Genomic DNA, 17,099 nt, shown 5'->3' with positions numbered 1-17,099 from the left:
CGTCCGAAGAACCGTCTCCATGATACCGCGCGCACCGCAGGAAAGTGGCATCAGAGACGCTGTGGCGCCCCACAACGCGCGAACGGAATGGGACCCGACTCCCTACACGCGTCCCCCCGTGCCGACGAATCCGGGAGCGGTTCAGGACTCTTGGCGGGGTCGCCGCCCGGCCCCCGGCCGGTCACCCGGCGACTACCGGCCGGTCACCGTGCGCGCAGCCGCCCGGCGCTGCGCCCCCGGCCCGGGCCGTTCACCTTGATCGTGTGCACCGTGCCCTGGCCGAGCTCCTCGTTGAGGCGGCGGATCAGGTCCCGGGCCATGGCGCGCGCGTGCGCGGCCATGGTGGCCGACTCGGCGGCCACCACCAGCTCGCCCCCCTCGTAGGAGACCGGGCGCAGGTGCTGGGCGTTGAACTCGCCGACGATCTCGCTCCAGCGGCCGAACACCCCGCCGACCGCCACCTGCTCGGCGTACCCGCGCTCGGCCAGCCACGCCCGCACGGCCTCGCCGAAGGGCTGGGGGTCGCGGCGCGACCGCACGCGGCCCCGGCGCCGCTGCTGCGGCCGCGGGCCGGGGGAGGCGCCCCGCTCCCGTGCGGCGGCGCGGGCCTGGGCCAGCGCCTGGCGGGCCAGGTCGATGCCGCTGGGGGAGGGGGCGGCGCTCGCGCCCTCGTCGTCAGTCACGCTCGACCTCCCCCTCGCGCACGCGGAACCGCGCCCCGCGCAGCTCCTCGGGGATGTCCTCGGGGACGGCGGCGCTGACCAGGACCTGCTCGCAGTGGGCCACGTGCTCGGCCAGCCGGCGCCGCCGGGCGGCGTCCAGCTCGGAGAAGACGTCGTCGAGGATGAGCACCGGGTCCTCGCCGTCGGCGCGCAGCAGCTCATAGGCGCTGAGCCGGAGCGCCAGCGCGAAGGACCACGACTCGCCCTGGGAGGCGTAGCCCTTGGCGGGCATGTCGTCCAGGGCCAGCACCAGGTCGTCGCGGTGCGGGCCGACCAGGCTGACCCCGCGCTGCAGCTCCTGGTGGCGCGCGTCGGCCAGGGCGGCGCGCAGCACCGCGGCCAGGTGGTCGCGGTCGGCGGCCAGGTCGGGGGCGTCCGGGTCGGCCGAGGAGCGGTAGCGCAGCGCCGGGGCTCCGTCCGACCCGGCCAGCTCGGCATAGGCCTTGGCCACCAGCGGCTGCAGCTCGGCGGTGAGCGCCAGGCGCCCGGCGAGCAGTTCGGCGCCGGCGGTGACCAGGTGCTCGTCCCACACGTCCAGGGTCGACAGGTCGACCTCCTGGCGCTTGAGGTAGCGGGCCGAGGCCGACTTCAGCAGGGCGTTGCGCTGCTTGAGCACCCGCTCGTAGTCGGAGCGGACCGCGGCGAAGCGCGGGGCCCGGGACACCAGCAACTCGTCCAGGAACCGCCGGCGGTCCCCGGGGTCGCCCTTGACCAGGGCCAGGTCCTCGGGGGCGAAGAGCACGGTGCGCAGCACGCCCAGCACCTCGCGGGGGCGGGTGGCGGGGGAGCGGTTGAGCCGGGCCCGGTTGGCCTTGCCGGGGTTGATCTCCAGCTCGACCACCGCCCGGCGCTCGCCCGCGACCACCGCGCAGCGGACCACGGCCCGCTCGGCGCCGCGGCGCACCAGCGGGGCGTCGGCCGAGACGCGGTGGCTGCCCAGCGTGGCCACGTACCCGATCGCCTCGACCAGGTTGGTCTTGCCCTGTCCGTTGGGGCCGACGAAGGTGCTGACGCCCGGCTCCAGCTCCAGCAGGGCGGACTCATAGGAGCGGAAGTCGGCCAGTTGCAGGTGCGAGACGTACATCCGGCCTCTCCCTCCTACGAGCACCGGGGCCCGCGCCCCCGGCGTTCCCGGGTTTCACGTGAAACGGCGCGGCTCAGCTGCGCGGGGTGCGCGCCGGGTCGTCGGTAGCGGTGGCCACGGCGTGCCCGCCGAACTGGTTGCGCAGCGCGGCGATCACCTTCATCGCGGGGCTGTCCTCCTGCCGGGAGGCGAAGCGCGCGTAGAGGGCCGCGGTGATGGCCGGGGCCGGGACCGCGTGGTCCACGGCGGCCTGGACGGTCCAGCGCCCCTCGCCGGAGTCCTGCGCGTATCCGCGCAGCCCCTCCAGCTCCGGGTCCTCCTCCAGCGCCCGCACCAGCAGGTCGAGCAGCCAGGAGCGGACCACGGTCCCCTCGCGCCAGCTGTCGAAGGTGCCCGGGACGTCGTCGACGATGTCGGAGGCCTGCATGAGCTCGAAGCCCTCGGCGAAGGCCTGCATCATGCCGTACTCGATGCCGTTGTGCACCATCTTGACGAAGTGCCCGGCGCCGACGCCGCCGGCGTGCACGAAGCCGCCGCCCTCGTCCGGGGTAAGCGCTTCGAAGACCGTCCGCACCCGCGCGACGTCCTCGGGCGCCCCGCCGACCATGATGCCGTAGCCGTTCTCCCGGCCCCAGACGCCGCCGCTGACCCCGGTGTCGAGGTAGTGCACGCCCTTGGCCTTGAGGACGTCGGCGTGCTCACGGTCCTTGACATAGTGCGAGTTGCCGCCGTCGATGACCAGGTCGCCCTCGTCCAGCAGGCCGCCCAGCTCCTCGACGGCGCCGTCGGTGGCCTCGCCCGCGGGGACCATCAGCCACACCGTGCGGGGGGCCTCCAGGCGCTCGACCAGCTCGGTGAGGCTGCCCACGTCGCTCACGGCGGGGTCGAAGTCGAACCCGACCACCTCGTGGCCCTTGTCCCGCAGCCGCGCGGCCATGTTGCCGCCCATCTTGCCCAGGCCGACCATGCCCAGCTTCATCGTGACCTCTCCCCCTAGGACCCTGTTCGTCCCCGGCCTTCGCCGGGGCTGGAAGTACCGGCCCCCGGCTCAGCCGGAGAGCCGCACCGGCATGATGAGGTACCGGTAGTCGGAGGCGGCGGACTCGTCGGCGGGCTTGCCGGAGATGATGGCGGGCTTGGTCGAGGTGGTGAACTGCAGCCGGGCGATGTCGGAGTCGACCGCGCCCAGCCCGTCCAGCAGGAAGGACGAGTTGAAGGCGATCTGGATCTCCTCGCCCTCCAGGGACGCGTCCAGCACCTCGACGGCCTGTGCCTCGTCACCGGTCCCGGCCTCCAGGACCAGGCGGTCCTCGCCGAAGGCGAGCCGCAGGGGGGTGTTGCGCTCGGCGACCAGCGACACGCGCTTGACCGCCTCGATGAACTCGGACTTGTTGATCTCGGCGACCGAGTTGAAGGAGTCCGGCAGCAGGGCGCGGTACTTGGGGAACTCCCCGTCCAGCAGCCGGGTGGTGGTGCGGCGGCCGCCGCCCTCGAAACCGATCATCCCCTCGGCGTTCTCGCCGGTGGACAGCGCGATGGACACCTCGGCGCCGGAGGTGAGCGACTTGGCGGTGTCGGCCAGGGTCTTGGCGGGGACCAGGGCGACCGCGGAGACGCCGGGGTCCTGCGGCGTCCAGGTGATCTCGCGCACGGCCAGGCGGTAGCGGTCGGTGGAGGCCAGCGTCAGGGTGTCGCCCTCGATCTCCACCCGCACGCCGGTGAGCATCGGCAGGGTGTCGTCGCGGCCGGCGGCCACGGCCACCTGGGCCACCGCGGCGGCGAAGACGTCGCTGCCGACGGACCCGGTCTGCCCGGGCATGTCCGGCAGGGTCGGGTAGTCCTCCACAGGCAGGGTCAGCAGTGTGAACTTCGCGCTGCCGCAGGAGACCGTCACCTTCGCGCCGTCGGTCGCGATCTCCACCGTCTGTGGAGGAAGGTTGCGGGTGATCTCGGCGAGGAGGCGGCCGGAGACCAGGCAGGTGCCGGGCTCCTCGATCTCGATGTCCACCGACACCTGCGCGGAGACCTCGTAGTCGAAGCTGGACAGCCGCAGCCGCTGGCGGCCCTCGTCCTCGGAGGCGTCCAGCAGCATCCCGGCGAGCACCGGCACCGAGGGGCGGACCGGCAGGCTGCGCGCCGTCCAGGCGACGGCGTCCGCGAGTACGTCGCGTTCGACCCGGAACTTCACTTTCCGACTCACTCTCCTCGAAGGCGTCTGCTGACCCCAGTGAGCGGTGGGGCGTGGAGACGGCGCGGGCTCACCTCGGGGACGGATTCACACGGTACCCGCATTCACCGCCCTGCGCTGCCCGCAACACCTGACCGGTGGAGGGGGCCGAGCGGTGTGCGGGAGGCCGGGAGGCGCTCATCCACAGATCGGGCCCGAACCTGATTTTGAAGCCTCATGGGGTTTAACAAGGGGAGCCGTAATAGTAGGGGCTGTGGACAGTGTGGATAGAGGTCCTTTGCGCAGGTCAGACCGGAGATTTTTGTCCACCGGGGCTGTGGGCGGCGGTTGTGGAGAACGCGCGCGGCTGTGGAGGCCGCTCGGGCGTGCACAGGTTCTCCCCGGGTTATCCACCCCTCGTCCACCGGTTGTCCACGGCTTACCCACAGGGGCGGTGGACCGGGGCGGAGCGGCGTCCGCACACCGTCAACAGGCCGTCCCCAGCCTGCCCACAGGAATCCGGGGGTCGTCCCCAGGGTTGTCCACGGGTTGTCCACAGAAAAAGGGCCGCCCCTGGGGAAACAACGTCCGGATCCGGCCGTGCGGCAGGGGATCCGGCCCCCGGAGGCGGCCCGGAAAAGCTGCGGTCGCCGGGCGCGTCACCCGTTGCGCGACTCCTGCTTGATGCGGTTGGTGAGCTCGGTCACCTGGTTGTAGATCGAGCGGCGCTCGGCCATCAGCGAGCGGATCTTGCGGTCGGCGTGCATCACCGTGGTGTGGTCGCGGCCGCCGAACTGCTGACCGATCTTGGGCAGCGACAGGTCGGTGAGCTCCCGGCACAGGTACATCGCGATCTGCCGGGCGGTCACCAGCACCCGCGAGCGCGAGGTGCCGCACAGGTCCTCGGTGGTGAGCCCGAAGTAGGAGGCGGTCTGCGCCATGATCGCCGAGGCGGTGATCTCGGGGCCCTCGTCGTCGGGGATGAGGTCCTTGAGCACGATGCCGGTCAGGTGCAGGTCCACCGACTGCCGGTTGAGGCTGGCGAAGGCGGTGACCCGGATCAGCGCGCCCTCCAGCTCCCGGATGTTGGTGGAGATCTTGCTGGCGATGAACTCCAGCACCTCGGGCGGGGCGGCCAACCCCTCCTGGGCGGCCTTCTTGCGCAGGATGGCGATCCGGGTCTCCAGCTCGGGCGGCTGGACGTCGGTGATCAGACCCCACTCGAACCGGTTGCGCAGCCGGTCCTCCAGGGTGACCAGCTGCTTGGGCGGCCGGTCGCTGGAGATGACGATCTGCTTGTTGGAGTTGTGCAGGGTGTTGAAGGTGTGGAAGAACTCCTCCTGCGTCTGCTCCTTGTTCTCCAGGAACTGGATGTCGTCCACCAGGAGTACGTCGATGTCCCGGTAGCGGCGCCGGAAGCCGTCGGCCTTGCCGTCCCGGATGGAGTTGATGAACTCGTTGGTGAACTCCTCCGAGCTCACGTAGCGCACCCGGGCCCCGTCGTAGAGCCGCTGGGTGTAGTGGCCGATCGCGTGCAGCAGGTGGGTCTTGCCCAGCCCCGATCCGCCGTAGATGAACAGCGGGTTGTAGGCCTTGGCCGGCGCCTCGGCGACGGCGACCGCGGCTGCGTGGGCGAAGCGGTTGCTGGCGCCGATGACGAAGGTGTCGAAGGTGTACTTGGGGTTCAGCCGCGCGGGCTCGGCCGAGGTGTGCGGCTGGTTGCCGCCCTCGGTGTCCGGCGGGCTGGGCGCCGGCGGCGGCGGGACCGGGCCGTCACCGGAGGCCGGGGCCTCCGCGCCCGGCCCCTCGGTCCCGCCGGCCGGGGACGGCTGTGCCTCCGCGGCCGGCTCCCAGCGGCCCTGCTCCCAGGCCGGGGCCGACGGCTCCTCCCAGGGTGACCGTTCCCACTGGGGCTGCCGCCGCTCTTCCCACCCCTGTGGACGGCCCGACTGAGGGGCCTGCTGACCGTGGTTCCCCTGTGGTCCCTGCTGCCCTTGCTGGCCCTGCTGGCCCTGCTGGCCAGGCGCGTCCCAGGCGGGCTGCTCCCACTGGGGCCGGTCCCAGGATCCCTGGGGCGGACGGCCCTGCTGCTCAGGGGAGGGGTGCTCCCACTGGGCCGGGGCGCCGTGGTCCCAGGGGCGGTGGTCGCGAGGGGAGGAGTCCCACTGCCGGGGGCGCTGTTCCCATTGCGCGGGCGGGGGACCGGCGAGCAGGTCCTCGCCGGGCGGCTCGGCGCCCTGGTCGCGGTGGGCGGACTCACTCCGTCCATAGGGCTGTGGATGGCCGCGCGCGGGTTCGGGGCGGCCGAACTGCCCGTCGGGCAGGGCCTCCGAGGGCGGGGGAGCGGGCAGATCGGCCGGGGCGGGGCCGTTCTCCGGGGCCGGGCGCTCCTCCTCGTCCGGACGGGGGGGCGACGGGGCGGGCCGCGTGCCCTGCGGGGACGGCGGCTGGGCCGGCGAGGGCGGGGGCGGCGGGCTCTGCGCGGACGGGGGCTGGGGGGCCGGCGACGGGGCGGGCTGCACGGCCGTGGGGTCCACCGTCACCGCCACCCGGATCTCCCGGCCGAGCTCGGCGGAGAGGGCCCGGCTGATGCTCTCCCGCAGCCGGGTCTCCAGGATCTCCTTGGCGAAGTCGTTCGGCGCGGCCAGCAGCGCGGTGTCCTCGATCAGGCCCAGCGGCCGGGTCTGCAGGAACCACGCCCGCTGGTGCGGGGGCAGCGCGTTGCTGTCCAGCCCGTCCAGGACGCTGGACCACACCACCGCGAGGTTGACCTGCGCCTCAGACACGGTGCCCTGCCATGGTTCGTCCCCTTCTCGGCGGTCGGCTGCTCGGCGGTGCCCGGGCCCCGCGCGTGCGGGCCGGACGCCCCATTGTCCCGGTCGTCCCGGCCCCTGTGGACCGGGGAGTCGTGGGTCCCCTCCTTGTGGGCGGAGCGGGGGTTCGCTGTGGATTGCCTGTGCACGGAGCGTCGGCCGGGTGCCCGCGCCGTGTTCGGGACCGGCCGCCCGCTTTCCACAGGGTGGGGGCGGTGTCCACAAGTTGTGCACCGGTTCGTTCACAGGCCGGGCCGGGATGGGCGGGAACCGCTGGTTGTCCACAATTCCCTGTTCACCCTGGGTAGTGACCTGGGGGCGGCCGGGTGGGCGCCGCGCGGGCCGGCGCTCCGGAGGGCCGATCGCCCCGGCTCCACGTTATCCACAGCTTAGGGGTGTGTGGGGGATCTTCCACCGCTGTGGACAGCGCGTCGTCCACAACCGGTGGGTAGTGTGGAAACCGCGCGGCCGCAGGGTCTTCGGCCTCCCGCCCGCATGCGTCCTTCCAGGTGGGCACCGGCGGCCGATTTGACCGGGGACGGGCACGGCCGTATCTTCTTTATGCTTAAGTCGCTACCGGAATGCGCCCCGCTCGGCGCGGAGCATCCGGCGAGCGGCGCGAGCGGGCGATGTTCCTGAGCCTCGGACGTCCCCGCGACGTTGTTGAGCAGGACATGTGCGGCCCGCATCGCGGTACCGCGCGCAAGCACTTCTCTAAGACGCCCCTGGAGCCCAGCAGTGAGTAAGCGTACGTTCCAGCCGAACAACCGGCGCCGTGCCAAGGTCCACGGTTTCCGGCTGCGCATGCGGACCCGCGCCGGCCGCGCCATCATCGCGTCCCGTCGCAAGAAGGGGCGCGCGCGCCTGACCGCGAGCCACTGACCCACGGCTCAGCCGATGACTTCGGGACCGGTCTGCCCGCAGGCCGGTCCCCTTCTTGTGTTCGAGGACCGAACCCATGTTGTCGTCCCGCAACCGCATGCGGCGCAGCGCCGATTTCGGCCGCGTCATGCGACGGGGGCGGCGGGCCGGCCGTGACGCCCTGGGCGTCGTGCTGCTCCTGCCCCGCCCCGACGACCCGGACGCCGACGCCCGGCCCCGGGTCGGGTTCACCGTGAGCAAGGCGGTGGGGTCGGCGGTGGTGCGCAATCGGGTGCAGCGCCGCCTGCGCCACCTGATGCGCGACCGGACCGCCGACCTGCCTCCGGGTAGCCTGCTGGTAGTGCGGGCCAAACCCTTGGCCGCCCACGTTGGATACGACACTCTGGCCGAGCAGCTCGACGCCGCCCTCGCCGCGGTTCGGCGCCCCAAGAGCGGTGCGACACGCCGCCGTAAGGGACGGGGCGGGGGCGACGCCGCTCGCGCCGACGGAGATCAGCGGGCGGGTTCATGACCGACGACAGACCCCGGCCCCTTGCGCGGGCCCTCATCGTGCCCATCAGGGGGTACCAGCGGTTCGTCTCGCCGCTGTTCCCCCCGGTCTGTCGCTTCTACCCCTCCTGCAGCGCCTATGCGGTGCAGGCGCTCCAGGTACACGGAGCGCTGCGGGGGCTGTGGCTGGCCGTGCGCCGGATCGCGCGCTGCCACCCCTTCCATCCGGGCGGACTCGACCCGGTTCCCCCGCGCCCGGGGGCACGCGACCACCAACCGAGCGACACGGGAGAGGGGCCCGGCGCGTCCGGGACCGGATCCGCGAACCCGTCGCCGAACTGACATAAGAGGGAGTTGGCCGGTGCTGGACTGGCTGTACAACATCGTCGGGTGGGTGCTGATCCAGATCCACTCGGCCCTGACCTTCATCGGGTTCGACCCCGACGGCGGATGGGCGTGGGGCCTGTCCATCGTGCTGCTGACGGTCCTGATGCGGCTGATCATGGTCCCGCTGTTCGTGAAGCAGATGCACACGCAGCGGAAGATGCAGGACATGCAGCCGCAGCTGCAGAAGGTGAAAGAGCGCTACAAGAACGACAAGCAGCGCCAGCAGCAAGAGATGATGAAGCTCTACCAGGAGAGCGGGACCAACCCCATCATGGGTTGCCTGCCCCTGCTGCTGCAGATGCCGGTCTTCTTCTCCCTGTTCAGCGTCCTGCGCTCGGTCGCCCAGGGCGAGGCGCAGTACGGCTTCACCGAGAACCTGGTGGAGAGCGCCCGCGGCGCCCTCATCTTCCACGTCCCGGTCGCCGCCCAGTTCACCAGCTCCTCGGCCGAGCTGGAGAGCTACGGCTCCGACCCGGTGGTCGCCAAGATCGTCATCGTCATCGCCTGTGTGATCATGGGGACGACGACCTTCCTCACCATGCGCCAGAGCATGAAGCGCACCACGGTGCAGATGGCCGACAACCCGATGGCGCAGTCGCAGAAGATCATGATGTACCTGGCGCCGGCCTTCGGTCTCTTCGGTCTGGGCATGCCGATCGGTGTGTTGGTCTACTGGGTCACCTCCAACCTGTGGACCATGGGGCAGCAGCACCTGATGTACCGCAAGTTCCCCGCTCCCGGGAGCGAGGAGGCCAAGGCCGGTGCGGCCGCGGGCGGGGCGTCGGGCGCCGCCAACGGGTCGGCCAAGGGCCTTCTGGGCAAACGCAAGGAGAGCGCCCCGGAACCGGTGGAAGAGCCTAAGATCGAGCGTAAGCAGCCGAAGAAGCAGCCCCGGGCGAAGCGCGGCGGCGGCGGTCGTCCGAAGAAGTAGGGCAGTCCCGGCCGACCCGGCCGGGCACGCCGTCCGGGCGCAGGCGAGACGCCCCAGAAGCGCGCGGTCGGCGGGATCGCGAACGTGAGGAGACAGCACGCTGTGAGCAACGGCAACACCGACGCCCCCGAGGAGAGCGGCGGCAGCGTCGCGGTGGCGGACGCGCCCGAAGAGACGATCGACATCGAGGCCCTGGAGAACGAGGGCGACGTGGCCGCCGACTACATCGAGGGGCTGCTCGACATCGCCGACTTCGACGGCGACATCGACATGGACGTCGAGGGCGACCGTGCGGTGGTCTCGGTGGTCGGGGCCACGCTGGACGAGCTCATCGGCGAGAACGGCGAAGTGCTCGAAGCGCTTCAGGAGCTCACCCGGCTGGCGGTGCACCGCAGCACCGGCAATCGGAGCCGGCTCATGCTGGACGTCGGGGGCTGGCGCGAGGGCCGGCGCAGTGAGCTGCGCACCCTGGGGTCGGAGGCGGCCGCCGAGGTGAAGAAGAGCGGGGAGAGCAAGGCGCTGGAGCCGATGACCCCGTTCGAGCGCAAGGTCGTGCACGACGCGGTGGCCGACGCCGGGCTCACGAGTGAGTCCGAGGGTGAGGAGCCCTACCGCTATGTGGTGGTGCTCCCCGCCGACTGAGCGTCCGCGCGACGTTTCACGTGAAACTCGGGCGCCCCTCACACATAGGATGTGGGGGGCGCCTCTTGCTGTCCGGACCCACGCGGGCCGACCGCGCCCCGCTGACGGCCGTCGCGCCGCCTCACGCCCCGTGCGGCCGCGTCCCAGCGCCGAAGTGCCGCAACGATGCGGACGCCGTGGGGGAGAAGTCGACAGGGCGACCGGCCGACATGTCCGTTGATCGATTCGGCGAGAGGCCAATAGGCGGACACGCCGACCGGCGCGCGGAGCGCCGGGGTGACGGGGCGGCGGCGAGACCATGGGAGAGACCAAGGTGGTGACAGATGACCTCCGGCGCTGACCATCGCACGGTTCCGCCCGAAACGGCGGTCGCGCTGTTCGGGGATCGGGCCGAGACGGCCGCGCGGTTTGCGGACCTGCTCGCCGGTGCGGGGGTGGAGCGCGGTCTCATCGGGCCGCGGGAGGTGCCGCGGCTGTGGGACCGGCACATCCTCAACTGCGCCGTGGTGGAGGAACTGGTCCCGCAGGACGCCGACCTCGTCGACGTGGGTTCCGGGGCCGGGTTGCCCGGGGTGGTGCTCGGCATCCTCCGGCCCGACATCTCGGTGGTGCTGCTGGAGCCGCTGCTGCGGCGGACCGTGTTCCTCCGCGAGGTGGTCCAGACCCTGGAACTGGAGAACGTCCGCGTCCTCCGGGGGCGGGCCGAGGACCAGAAGGGCCTCAAGGCCGACATCGTCACCGCCCGGGCGGTGGCCCCGCTGACCCGGTTGGCCGGGTGGGCGCTGCCGCTGCTGCGCAAGAACGGGAGCCTGCTCGCGCTGAAGGGGGAGCAGGCGGAAAGTGAACTGGAGTCGGCGCGCGGGGAATTGTCGGCGCTGCGCCCCTGCGCCGCCGATGTGATCCGGGTGGGGAGCGGTAAAGTCGATCCCGCTACCACGGTCGTTCGTGTCACGGTGACGTCCGAGAGCGAGCGTCCGCACCCGTCGCGACGCGCCGCGGCCGGAAGGAAGAAGCGCGGACGGAAGAGGTGAACTCATTCGTGCCCGAGAACCACACCGATGGCGGCGTCGATGTTTCACGTGAAACGCCGAGCTGGTCGCCCCGAGACCTGCACCCCGATGGCCCTGTTTCACGTGAAACCGGATCCGGCGCCGATGACCCGGGCGCTCCCGCCGAAGACCTTGATACGCCCATAGCGCGCGCTGCCCAGGCCGCGATGAGCGTGCGCGGTTACGGAGACGACATCTGGCCCCGCCCGCAGAACTGCCGCGTGATCGGCGTCGCCAACCAGAAGGGCGGCGTCGGCAAGACCACCACGACCGTGAACCTCGCCGCCTCGCTGGCGATGCACGGTCAGCGCGTGCTGGTGGTCGACCTGGACCCGCAGGGCAACGCCTCCACCGCACTGGGGATGGAGCGCGACCAGGACGCCCGCACCATCTACCACTGCCTGATCGAGGACGCCGGGCTGCGGGATCTGGCCCGCCCGGTCCCGGGAATCCCCGACCTGTGGTGCGTCCCCGCCACCATCGACCTGGCCGGCGCCGAGATCGAGCTGGTCTCGCTGGTCGCCCGGGAGGCGCGGCTCAAGCGCGCCCTGGGCGCCTATGACACCAGCGAGCTCGACTACATCCTGATCGATTGCCCGCCGTCACTGGGGCTGCTGACCGTGAACGCCATGGTCGCCGCCGAGGAGGTGCTCATCCCGATCCAGTGCGAGTACTACGCGCTGGAGGGGCTGGGGCAGCTGCTGCGCAATGTCGATCTGGTCAAGTCGCACCTCAATCCGTCGCTGGACATCTCCACCATCGTGCTGACCATGTACGACGGCCGCACCCGCCTGGCTTCACAGGTCGCCGACGAGGTCCGCCAACACTTCGGGGATCTGGTACTCAAGACATTGGTGCCCCGCAGTGTCCGCGTCTCCGAAGCGCCCAGCTACGGGCAGTCCGTGATGACCTACGATCCGGGATCCACCGGCGCGGTCGCCTATATGGAGGCCGCCCGGGAGATCGCCTACCGGGCCGAGGCGGGCGCCGGAGTCCAGTGAGGGTTCAGGAAGGGAGACGTCGGTGAGCCAGCAGCGGCGGGGTCTTGGTAAGGGGCTGGGGGCGCTGATCCCCCAGGGGCCGGCGGCCCCGGAGGAGGCGGCCGATGCCGCCGAGGACGGCGCGGCCGAACGCGCCGCCGTCGACGGTGCCTACCTGGAAGAGATCCCTCTCTCCACGGTGACGCCCAATCCGCGCCAGCCCCGGCAGCACTTCGACGAGGAGGCCTTGGACGAGCTGCGCGCGTCCATCGCCGAGGTGGGGCTGCTCCAGCCCATCGTGGTGCGCCGGCTCGGGCCGGACCGCTACGAGCTGATCATGGGGGAGCGGCGCTGGCGGGCCAGCAAGGAGGTCGGGCTCGACCGTATCCCCGCCATCGTCCGCGAGACCGGCGACGACGAGCTGCTGCGCGATGCGCTGCTGGAGAACCTGCACCGGCAGCAGCTCAACCCGTTGGAGGAGGCGGCCGCCTACCAGCAGCTGCTGGACGACTTCGGCACCACCCACGAGGAGCTGGCGCGGCGCATCGGGCGCTCCCGTCCGCACATCACGAACACCCTGCGGCTGCTCAACCTCTCGCCGGCGGTGCAGCGGCGGGTGGCCGCGTCGGTGATCAGCGCCGGGCACGCCCGGGCGCTGCTGTCGGTGGAGGACTCCGACACCCAGGACCGCCTCGCCCGCCGCATCGTGGAGGAGAGCCTGTCGGTCCGCGCACTGGAGGAGCTGATCGCCCTCGGGGAGACCGAGGAGGAGAAGCCCAAGAAGAAGCAGGCGGCGCCGCGGAAGGCCGACCCCGAGATGGAGGAACTGGCCGGACTGTTGTCCGACCGCTTCGACACGCGGGTGAAGGTCGACATGGGGCGCAGCAAGGGCAAGATCGTCGTCGAGTTCGCCACCAAGGAGGACCTGGAGCGGATCATCGCGGCGATGGCGCCCGAGAAGGAGTAGGACCGTGGCCCGGGGCCTCCTGCGGATTTTCGTGCTCCGGCCGCCGGACCCGCCGATGCGCCCCTGTCGCGTATCCCTGTCGATGCGACCACCTGCCGATGTGCCCGCATGCGGACGTGTCGACATGCCGTCCCGGGACGGCGTCCCCTCCGCGATGTTTCACGGGAAACATCGGCTCCAGGGATATCCGCGAATCCCTGCGGCGTACGCGATGCGCTCCCTAGACTCCTGAACCGCCGGGGCCATCGCCCCGGCCGAGGACCGGCCCTCCGCCGTGCGGAGGGCCGGTCCTCGGCGTTCGAGAGGCGGGTGACGGGGTCCATGGTGCGTAGGCGGAGGCTGGTTGCGGCCGGTGCCGGTGCGGCGGCGCTGGTGCTGGGGGAGCGGCTGCTCGGAGGCGGCTGGGGCGGAGCGGCGCAGGCGCTGGCGCGCGCGGTGCCGACGGCGGGGGAGCCGCCGTCGTTTCCCCGGACCGCAGTGGAGCGCGTCCCTGCGGCCGGTGGTCCGGTCGTCCCCGGACGCGCCTTCGACCACGTCGCCGTCGCCCCGGCCGACGGAGCGGGGGAGGGGCGGATGCGCTTCCTCGGGCCGGACGGTCCGGGGCCCTGGCACGAGGTCCGCCCCGGCGGGCACGGGTCGGACGCGGGCGAGGAAGGGGGCGCCCTGCTGCGTGCACCGTCGGGGGCCACCGGGTACGAGGTGGAACTGGAGGGCCAGGAGGCGGTCGAGACGACCGCCATCGACACGCGCACCGGCCGGAGGCGGCGGATGAGCGGTGAGGCGGACGGCCTCGTGGAGACCGGAGGGGTGCAGGGGGCGCTGCCCCTGCCCTACGTCACCCGCGCGGGATGGGGCGCCGACGAGGACCTGAGGCGGGGGAGCGACGGGACGGAGCGGTGGGCACCGGAGTTCCATCCGGTCCAGGTGGTCACCGTGCACCACGCCGCGATGCCGGTGGCCCGGGATCCGCGTGAGACGGTCCGCGCGATCTACTGGCTGCACACCGTGGAGAACGGCTGGGGCGACGTCGGGTACCACCTGTTGATCGATCCGGACGGGACGGTCTACGAGGGGCGGGCGACGGGCGGCCCTCTCCCGGTGTTCCAGGGGGCGCCGCTGCCGGGCTCCGCGCGGTGCGTCACCGGGGCCCACGCCGTCGGGCACAACTCCGGCAACATCGGGGTGTGCCTCCTGGGGGACTTCACCTCGGCCATGCCGACCCGGCAGGCCCGTGACGCGCTGGTGCGCGCGGTGCGGACGCTCTGCGCGCTGAGCGGGGTGGACCCGGCCGCCCGTGTCGATTACACGAACCCGGTGACCGGTACCTCGCGGAAGGTGCACGCCGTGGCCATGCATCGGGACTGGGGAGGAACGGCCTGCCCGGGCGACGACTTCGCGGCCCGGTTCTGGGAGGTGCGCGAGCGTCTGGCATCCCCGGTCGGCTGACGTCGCGCCGATGCCCTGCGACGCCTGTGCGACGCGGACATGTCGACAGGGCGAGAGGACGAGAGGGCGATACGGCGACGCATCGGTCAGAGGCCCATCGGTCCGGCCGGGACGGGGAAAGCGGTCGAGGTGCGCACAGGGAGGCTCTCAGATCCTCCAGGAGGGTCGAGGAGCCGTTCGTCCGCACAGGGAATACCTCAGGGGGTTCTGGGACTCCTGTGGACGTCTCAGCACCGCCGGGGAGAGTGTCGCCCCGGAGAGCGGGGCGGGGTGCGGCCGGTGGGACGAAGCGGTAGCGCGATATGGCGACAAAGCCATGACACGAGAAACCGTCATGGGCCCGGAGTCGGCGTTCCACAGGCGCGGTTTCACGTGAAACGGCGAAGGGCCCAAGGGGACGTCTCCCCTTGGGCCCTTCGTGCGGTGTGCTTCGCGCTGAGCGGCTCGCGCCGTGCAGGGCGATCAGATGATGCCGTCGAGGTCCTTCAGCAGGGCCCGCTTGGGCTTGGCACCCATGATCTGCTTGACGACCTCGCCGTCCTTGAACACGTTCATCGTGGGGATCTGCATGATCCCGTACTCACGCGTGGTGTTCGGCTGCTCGTCGATGTTGAGCTTGACGATGCTCAGCTTGTCGCCGTACTCCTTGGCGATCTCCTCAAGGATGGGGGCGACCTGGCGGCACGGCCCGCACCATTCGGCCCAGAAGTCGACCAGCACGGGCTTGTCGCTCTTGAGGACCTCCTCCTCGAAGGTCGCATCGGTGACGTGCTTCAGGTCCGCCACGTCGTTCACTCCTTACGGGTTTCGCTCGGGACGTCGGTCACCGGAGGGCACCGCGGGGCGCCGTCCGGTCAGTCGTTGAGGCTCTCCAGGTAGCGCTCGGCGTCCAGGGCCGCGGCGCTGCCGGTGCCCGCGGCGGTGATCGCCTGCCGGTAGGTGTGGTCGACCACGTCGCCGCAGGCGAAGACGCCGGGAACCCGGGTCTTGGTGGTCGGCGCCTGCACCGCGAGGTAGCCCTCGTCGTCGAGGTCGAGCTGGCCGGAGAAGAGCTCCACCCGCGGGTCGTGGCCGATGGCGATGAACACGCCCTCCACGTCCAGGACGCTCTCGTGGCCGGTCAGGCGGTCGCGCAGGCGGACACCGGTCACCTTGGACTCCCCCAGGACCTCGGTGACCTCGCTGTTCCACACGAAGCGGATCTTCTCGTTGTCGAAGGCGCGCTTCTGCATGATCTTGCTGGCCCGCAGCTCCTCGCGGCGGTGCACCACGGTGACCGACTTGGCGAAACGGGTCAGGAAGGTGGCCTCCTCCATGGCGGTGTCGCCGCCGCCGACCACGACGATGTCCTTGTCGCGGAAGAAGAAGCCGTCACAGGTGGCGCACCAGGAGGTGCCGCGGCCGGAGAACTCCTTCTCCCCGGGGACCCCCAGCTCGCGGTAGCCCGACCCGGTGGCGATGATGACGGTCCGGGCCAGGTGGGTCTCGTCGCCGACCTTGACGACCTTGGGGTCGGCGGCCAGGTCGACCTCGGTCACGTCGTCGGCCACCAGCTCGGCGCCGAAGCGCTCGGCCTGCTTGCGCATGTTGTCCATGAGGTCGGGCCCCATGACCCCGTCGGGGAAGCCCGGGAAGTTGTCGACCTCGGTGGTGTTCATCAGCGCGCCGCCGGCGGTGATGGAACCCTCGAACACCAGGGGTTCGAGCGAGGCGCGCGCGGCGTAGATGGCCGCGGTGTAGCCGGCCGGCCCCGACCCGATGATGATTACGTTGCGGACGTCGCTCACGCTCGTCGGCCCTTCGTTCGCTGGGGGAGGTCACTTCCGCCCGTGACCCTGCGGGTAGATCGTTCCTCTCAACACAGGGTAGGCGCCCCCCATTCCCGCCCCCGCCAGACCCGCCTGTGACCTGTGCGGGCAAGAACTTGTGCGGAGCGGGGCCGAGGACGAGGCACGAGGGCGAGCGGGGTGTCCGGTGCCGGCGGCGCAGGGCCGCTGGCACCGGTGCACGCTCAGGGGCCGGCGACGGTGGCCGAGTCGAGCACGGCGTCCGCGGGGTCGCCGGAGGTGCACTCCGGGGAGACCACGGAGACCGTGTACGACCCCGAGCCGTCGTCGGTGTACATCACCCAGGCGGCCTCGGCCGATCCGTCCTCGGGCGCGTAGGTGGCGATGTCCACCAGGACGGGCGACGGGTCGCCCATCCCCTCCACGCACGAGGAGACGTCGGCGGGCACCTCCGCGGGCGACGGCAGGGACGAGGTTCCCGTCCCCTCCCCGTCGCCCTCAGGGGAGCCGGAGGCCGACTCAGGGACGGCCAGTGACAGCACCTCACCGGCCTGCTCCTCCAGGCCCGCCGCGGTGTACCCGGTGCCGCTCTCCACGAACTCCGGGCTGTAGGGCTTGATCGCATGGGGTTCACCGGTCCCCAGGCTGGTGGGACCGCCCTGCCCGGCCCCGTCGTCGCCCATGCCCCGCAACAGCGCCGCACCCCCGCCGAACACGAAGACGGCGGCGGCCGCGGCGGCGATGTAGGGCATC

16 protein-coding genes and 1 pseudogene are annotated in these 17,099 nt (G+C 71.8%); 9 read left to right on the top strand and 8 right to left on the bottom strand.

The features are described from left to right. Positions 1-203 precede the first annotated feature (203 nt). The 5 genes from D450_RS0115730 to dnaA form a co-directional block, all read right to left on the bottom strand. Complete coding sequence (locus tag D450_RS0115730) at positions 204-683, bottom strand: DUF721 domain-containing protein (RefSeq protein WP_017539618.1); 480 nt, start codon at positions 681-683, stop codon at positions 204-206. Further along, entirely contained in the window at positions 676-1,806 is a 1,131-nt protein-coding gene (gene recF / locus D450_RS0115725) for a DNA replication/repair protein RecF (protein ID WP_017539617.1), read from the bottom strand. The genes D450_RS0115730 and recF overlap by 8 nt, the downstream gene beginning before the upstream one ends. Positions 1,807-1,879: 73 nt before the next feature. Then, positions 1,880-2,785 (bottom strand): phosphogluconate dehydrogenase (NAD(+)-dependent, decarboxylating), encoded by a 906-nt coding sequence (gnd, locus tag D450_RS0115720; RefSeq protein ID WP_017539616.1) that lies wholly within the window; start codon positions 2,783-2,785, stop codon positions 1,880-1,882. 69 nt (positions 2,786-2,854) lie between these two features. Next, positions 2,855-3,994, bottom strand: a complete 1,140-nt coding sequence (dnaN, locus tag D450_RS0115715) for a DNA polymerase III subunit beta (RefSeq protein WP_017539615.1) — start codon at positions 3,992-3,994, stop codon at positions 2,855-2,857. A 638-nt stretch (positions 3,995-4,632) separates the two neighbouring features. Next, positions 4,633-6,759, bottom strand: coding sequence for a chromosomal replication initiator protein DnaA (gene dnaA, locus D450_RS0115710; protein ID WP_017539614.1), 2,127 nt, complete (start codon positions 6,757-6,759; stop codon positions 4,633-4,635). Between the two features lie 765 nt (positions 6,760-7,524). On the opposite strand from dnaA, the gene rpmH reads away from it, so the two are divergent. The 9 genes from rpmH (at position 7,525) to D450_RS0115670 (ending at position 14,559) form a co-directional block, all read left to right on the top strand. Beyond that, on the top strand, positions 7,525-7,668 hold the full coding sequence (gene rpmH / locus D450_RS32550) for a 50S ribosomal protein L34 (protein ID WP_083932661.1): 144 nt from the start codon (positions 7,525-7,527) through the stop codon (positions 7,666-7,668). Between the two features lie 76 nt (positions 7,669-7,744). Beyond that, complete coding sequence (gene rnpA, locus D450_RS0115705; RefSeq protein WP_017539613.1) at positions 7,745-8,179, top strand: ribonuclease P protein component; 435 nt, start codon at positions 7,745-7,747, stop codon at positions 8,177-8,179. Further along, the gene (gene yidD, locus D450_RS0115700; RefSeq protein ID WP_017539612.1) at positions 8,176-8,499 is read left to right on the top strand and encodes a membrane protein insertion efficiency factor YidD; all 324 of its coding nucleotides are present in this window, start codon (positions 8,176-8,178) and stop codon (positions 8,497-8,499) included. The genes rnpA and yidD overlap by 4 nt, the downstream gene beginning before the upstream one ends. Positions 8,500-8,518: 19 nt before the next feature. Next, positions 8,519-9,475 carry a membrane protein insertase YidC gene (gene yidC, locus D450_RS0115695; protein ID WP_017539611.1) on the top strand — a complete coding sequence of 319 codons (957 nt, stop codon included), beginning with the start codon at positions 8,519-8,521 and terminating at the stop codon, positions 9,473-9,475. Positions 9,476-9,628: 153 nt separating this feature from the next. Next, a complete protein-coding gene (locus D450_RS0115690; RefSeq protein ID WP_026128581.1) occupies positions 9,629-10,117 on the top strand; it encodes a Jag family protein in 489 nt (162 codons plus the stop codon). A gap of 323 nt (positions 10,118-10,440) precedes the next feature. Further along, on the top strand, positions 10,441-11,148 hold the full coding sequence (rsmG, locus tag D450_RS0115685) for a 16S rRNA (guanine(527)-N(7))-methyltransferase RsmG (protein WP_017539609.1): 708 nt from the start codon (positions 10,441-10,443) through the stop codon (positions 11,146-11,148). 185 nt (positions 11,149-11,333) lie between these two features. Then, positions 11,334-12,167, top strand: coding sequence for a ParA family protein (locus tag D450_RS0115680; protein WP_017558797.1), 834 nt, complete (start codon positions 11,334-11,336; stop codon positions 12,165-12,167). Between the two features lie 22 nt (positions 12,168-12,189). Next, complete coding sequence (locus D450_RS0115675; RefSeq protein WP_017539607.1) at positions 12,190-13,113, top strand: ParB/RepB/Spo0J family partition protein; 924 nt, start codon at positions 12,190-12,192, stop codon at positions 13,111-13,113. A gap of 321 nt (positions 13,114-13,434) precedes the next feature. Then, on the top strand, positions 13,435-14,559 hold the full coding sequence (locus tag D450_RS0115670) for a peptidoglycan recognition protein family protein (protein WP_039820570.1): 1,125 nt from the start codon (positions 13,435-13,437) through the stop codon (positions 14,557-14,559). Positions 14,560-15,021: 462 nt separating this feature from the next. On the opposite strand, the gene trxA is transcribed toward D450_RS0115670, so the two are convergent. The 3 genes and pseudogenes from trxA to D450_RS30340 all read right to left on the bottom strand — a co-directional run. Continuing rightward, the gene (gene trxA, locus D450_RS0115665) at positions 15,022-15,345 is read right to left on the bottom strand and encodes a thioredoxin (RefSeq protein ID WP_017539605.1); all 324 of its coding nucleotides are present in this window, start codon (positions 15,343-15,345) and stop codon (positions 15,022-15,024) included. Between the two features lie 68 nt (positions 15,346-15,413). After that, positions 15,414-16,346 carry a thioredoxin-disulfide reductase gene (trxB, locus tag D450_RS0115660; RefSeq protein ID WP_017539604.1) on the bottom strand — a complete coding sequence of 311 codons (933 nt, stop codon included), beginning with the start codon at positions 16,344-16,346 and terminating at the stop codon, positions 15,414-15,416. A 224-nt stretch (positions 16,347-16,570) separates the two neighbouring features. Next, positions 16,571-17,099: pseudogene (locus tag D450_RS30340) on the bottom strand (hypothetical protein); the annotation flags it as partial.

The sequence above is a fragment of the Nocardiopsis halophila DSM 44494 genome, assembly GCF_000341245.1.
GTDB classification, from domain to species: domain Bacteria; phylum Actinomycetota; class Actinomycetes; order Streptosporangiales; family Streptosporangiaceae; genus Nocardiopsis_A; species Nocardiopsis_A halophila.
Note: the sequence above shows the minus strand (reverse complement) of the source record. Positions and strands in the feature narration are given on the sequence as shown.

Excerpts from the sequence above, each read along its gene's own strand:
- yidD (WP_017539612.1), top strand. The coding sequence starts at position 8,176 with ATGACCGACGACAGACCCCGGCCCCTTGCGCGGGCCCTCATCGTGCCC.
- recF (WP_017539617.1), bottom strand. The coding sequence starts at position 1,806 with ATGTACGTCTCGCACCTGCAACTGGCCGACTTCCGCTCCTATGAGTCC.
- D450_RS0115670 (WP_039820570.1), top strand. The coding sequence starts at position 13,435 with ATGGTGCGTAGGCGGAGGCTGGTTGCGGCCGGTGCCGGTGCGGCGGCG.
- rsmG (WP_017539609.1), top strand. The coding sequence starts at position 10,441 with ATGACCTCCGGCGCTGACCATCGCACGGTTCCGCCCGAAACGGCGGTC.
- D450_RS0115680 (WP_017558797.1), top strand. The coding sequence starts at position 11,334 with ATGAGCGTGCGCGGTTACGGAGACGACATCTGGCCCCGCCCGCAGAAC.
- gnd (WP_017539616.1), bottom strand. The coding sequence starts at position 2,785 with ATGAAGCTGGGCATGGTCGGCCTGGGCAAGATGGGCGGCAACATGGCC.
- rnpA (WP_017539613.1), top strand. The coding sequence starts at position 7,745 with ATGTTGTCGTCCCGCAACCGCATGCGGCGCAGCGCCGATTTCGGCCGC.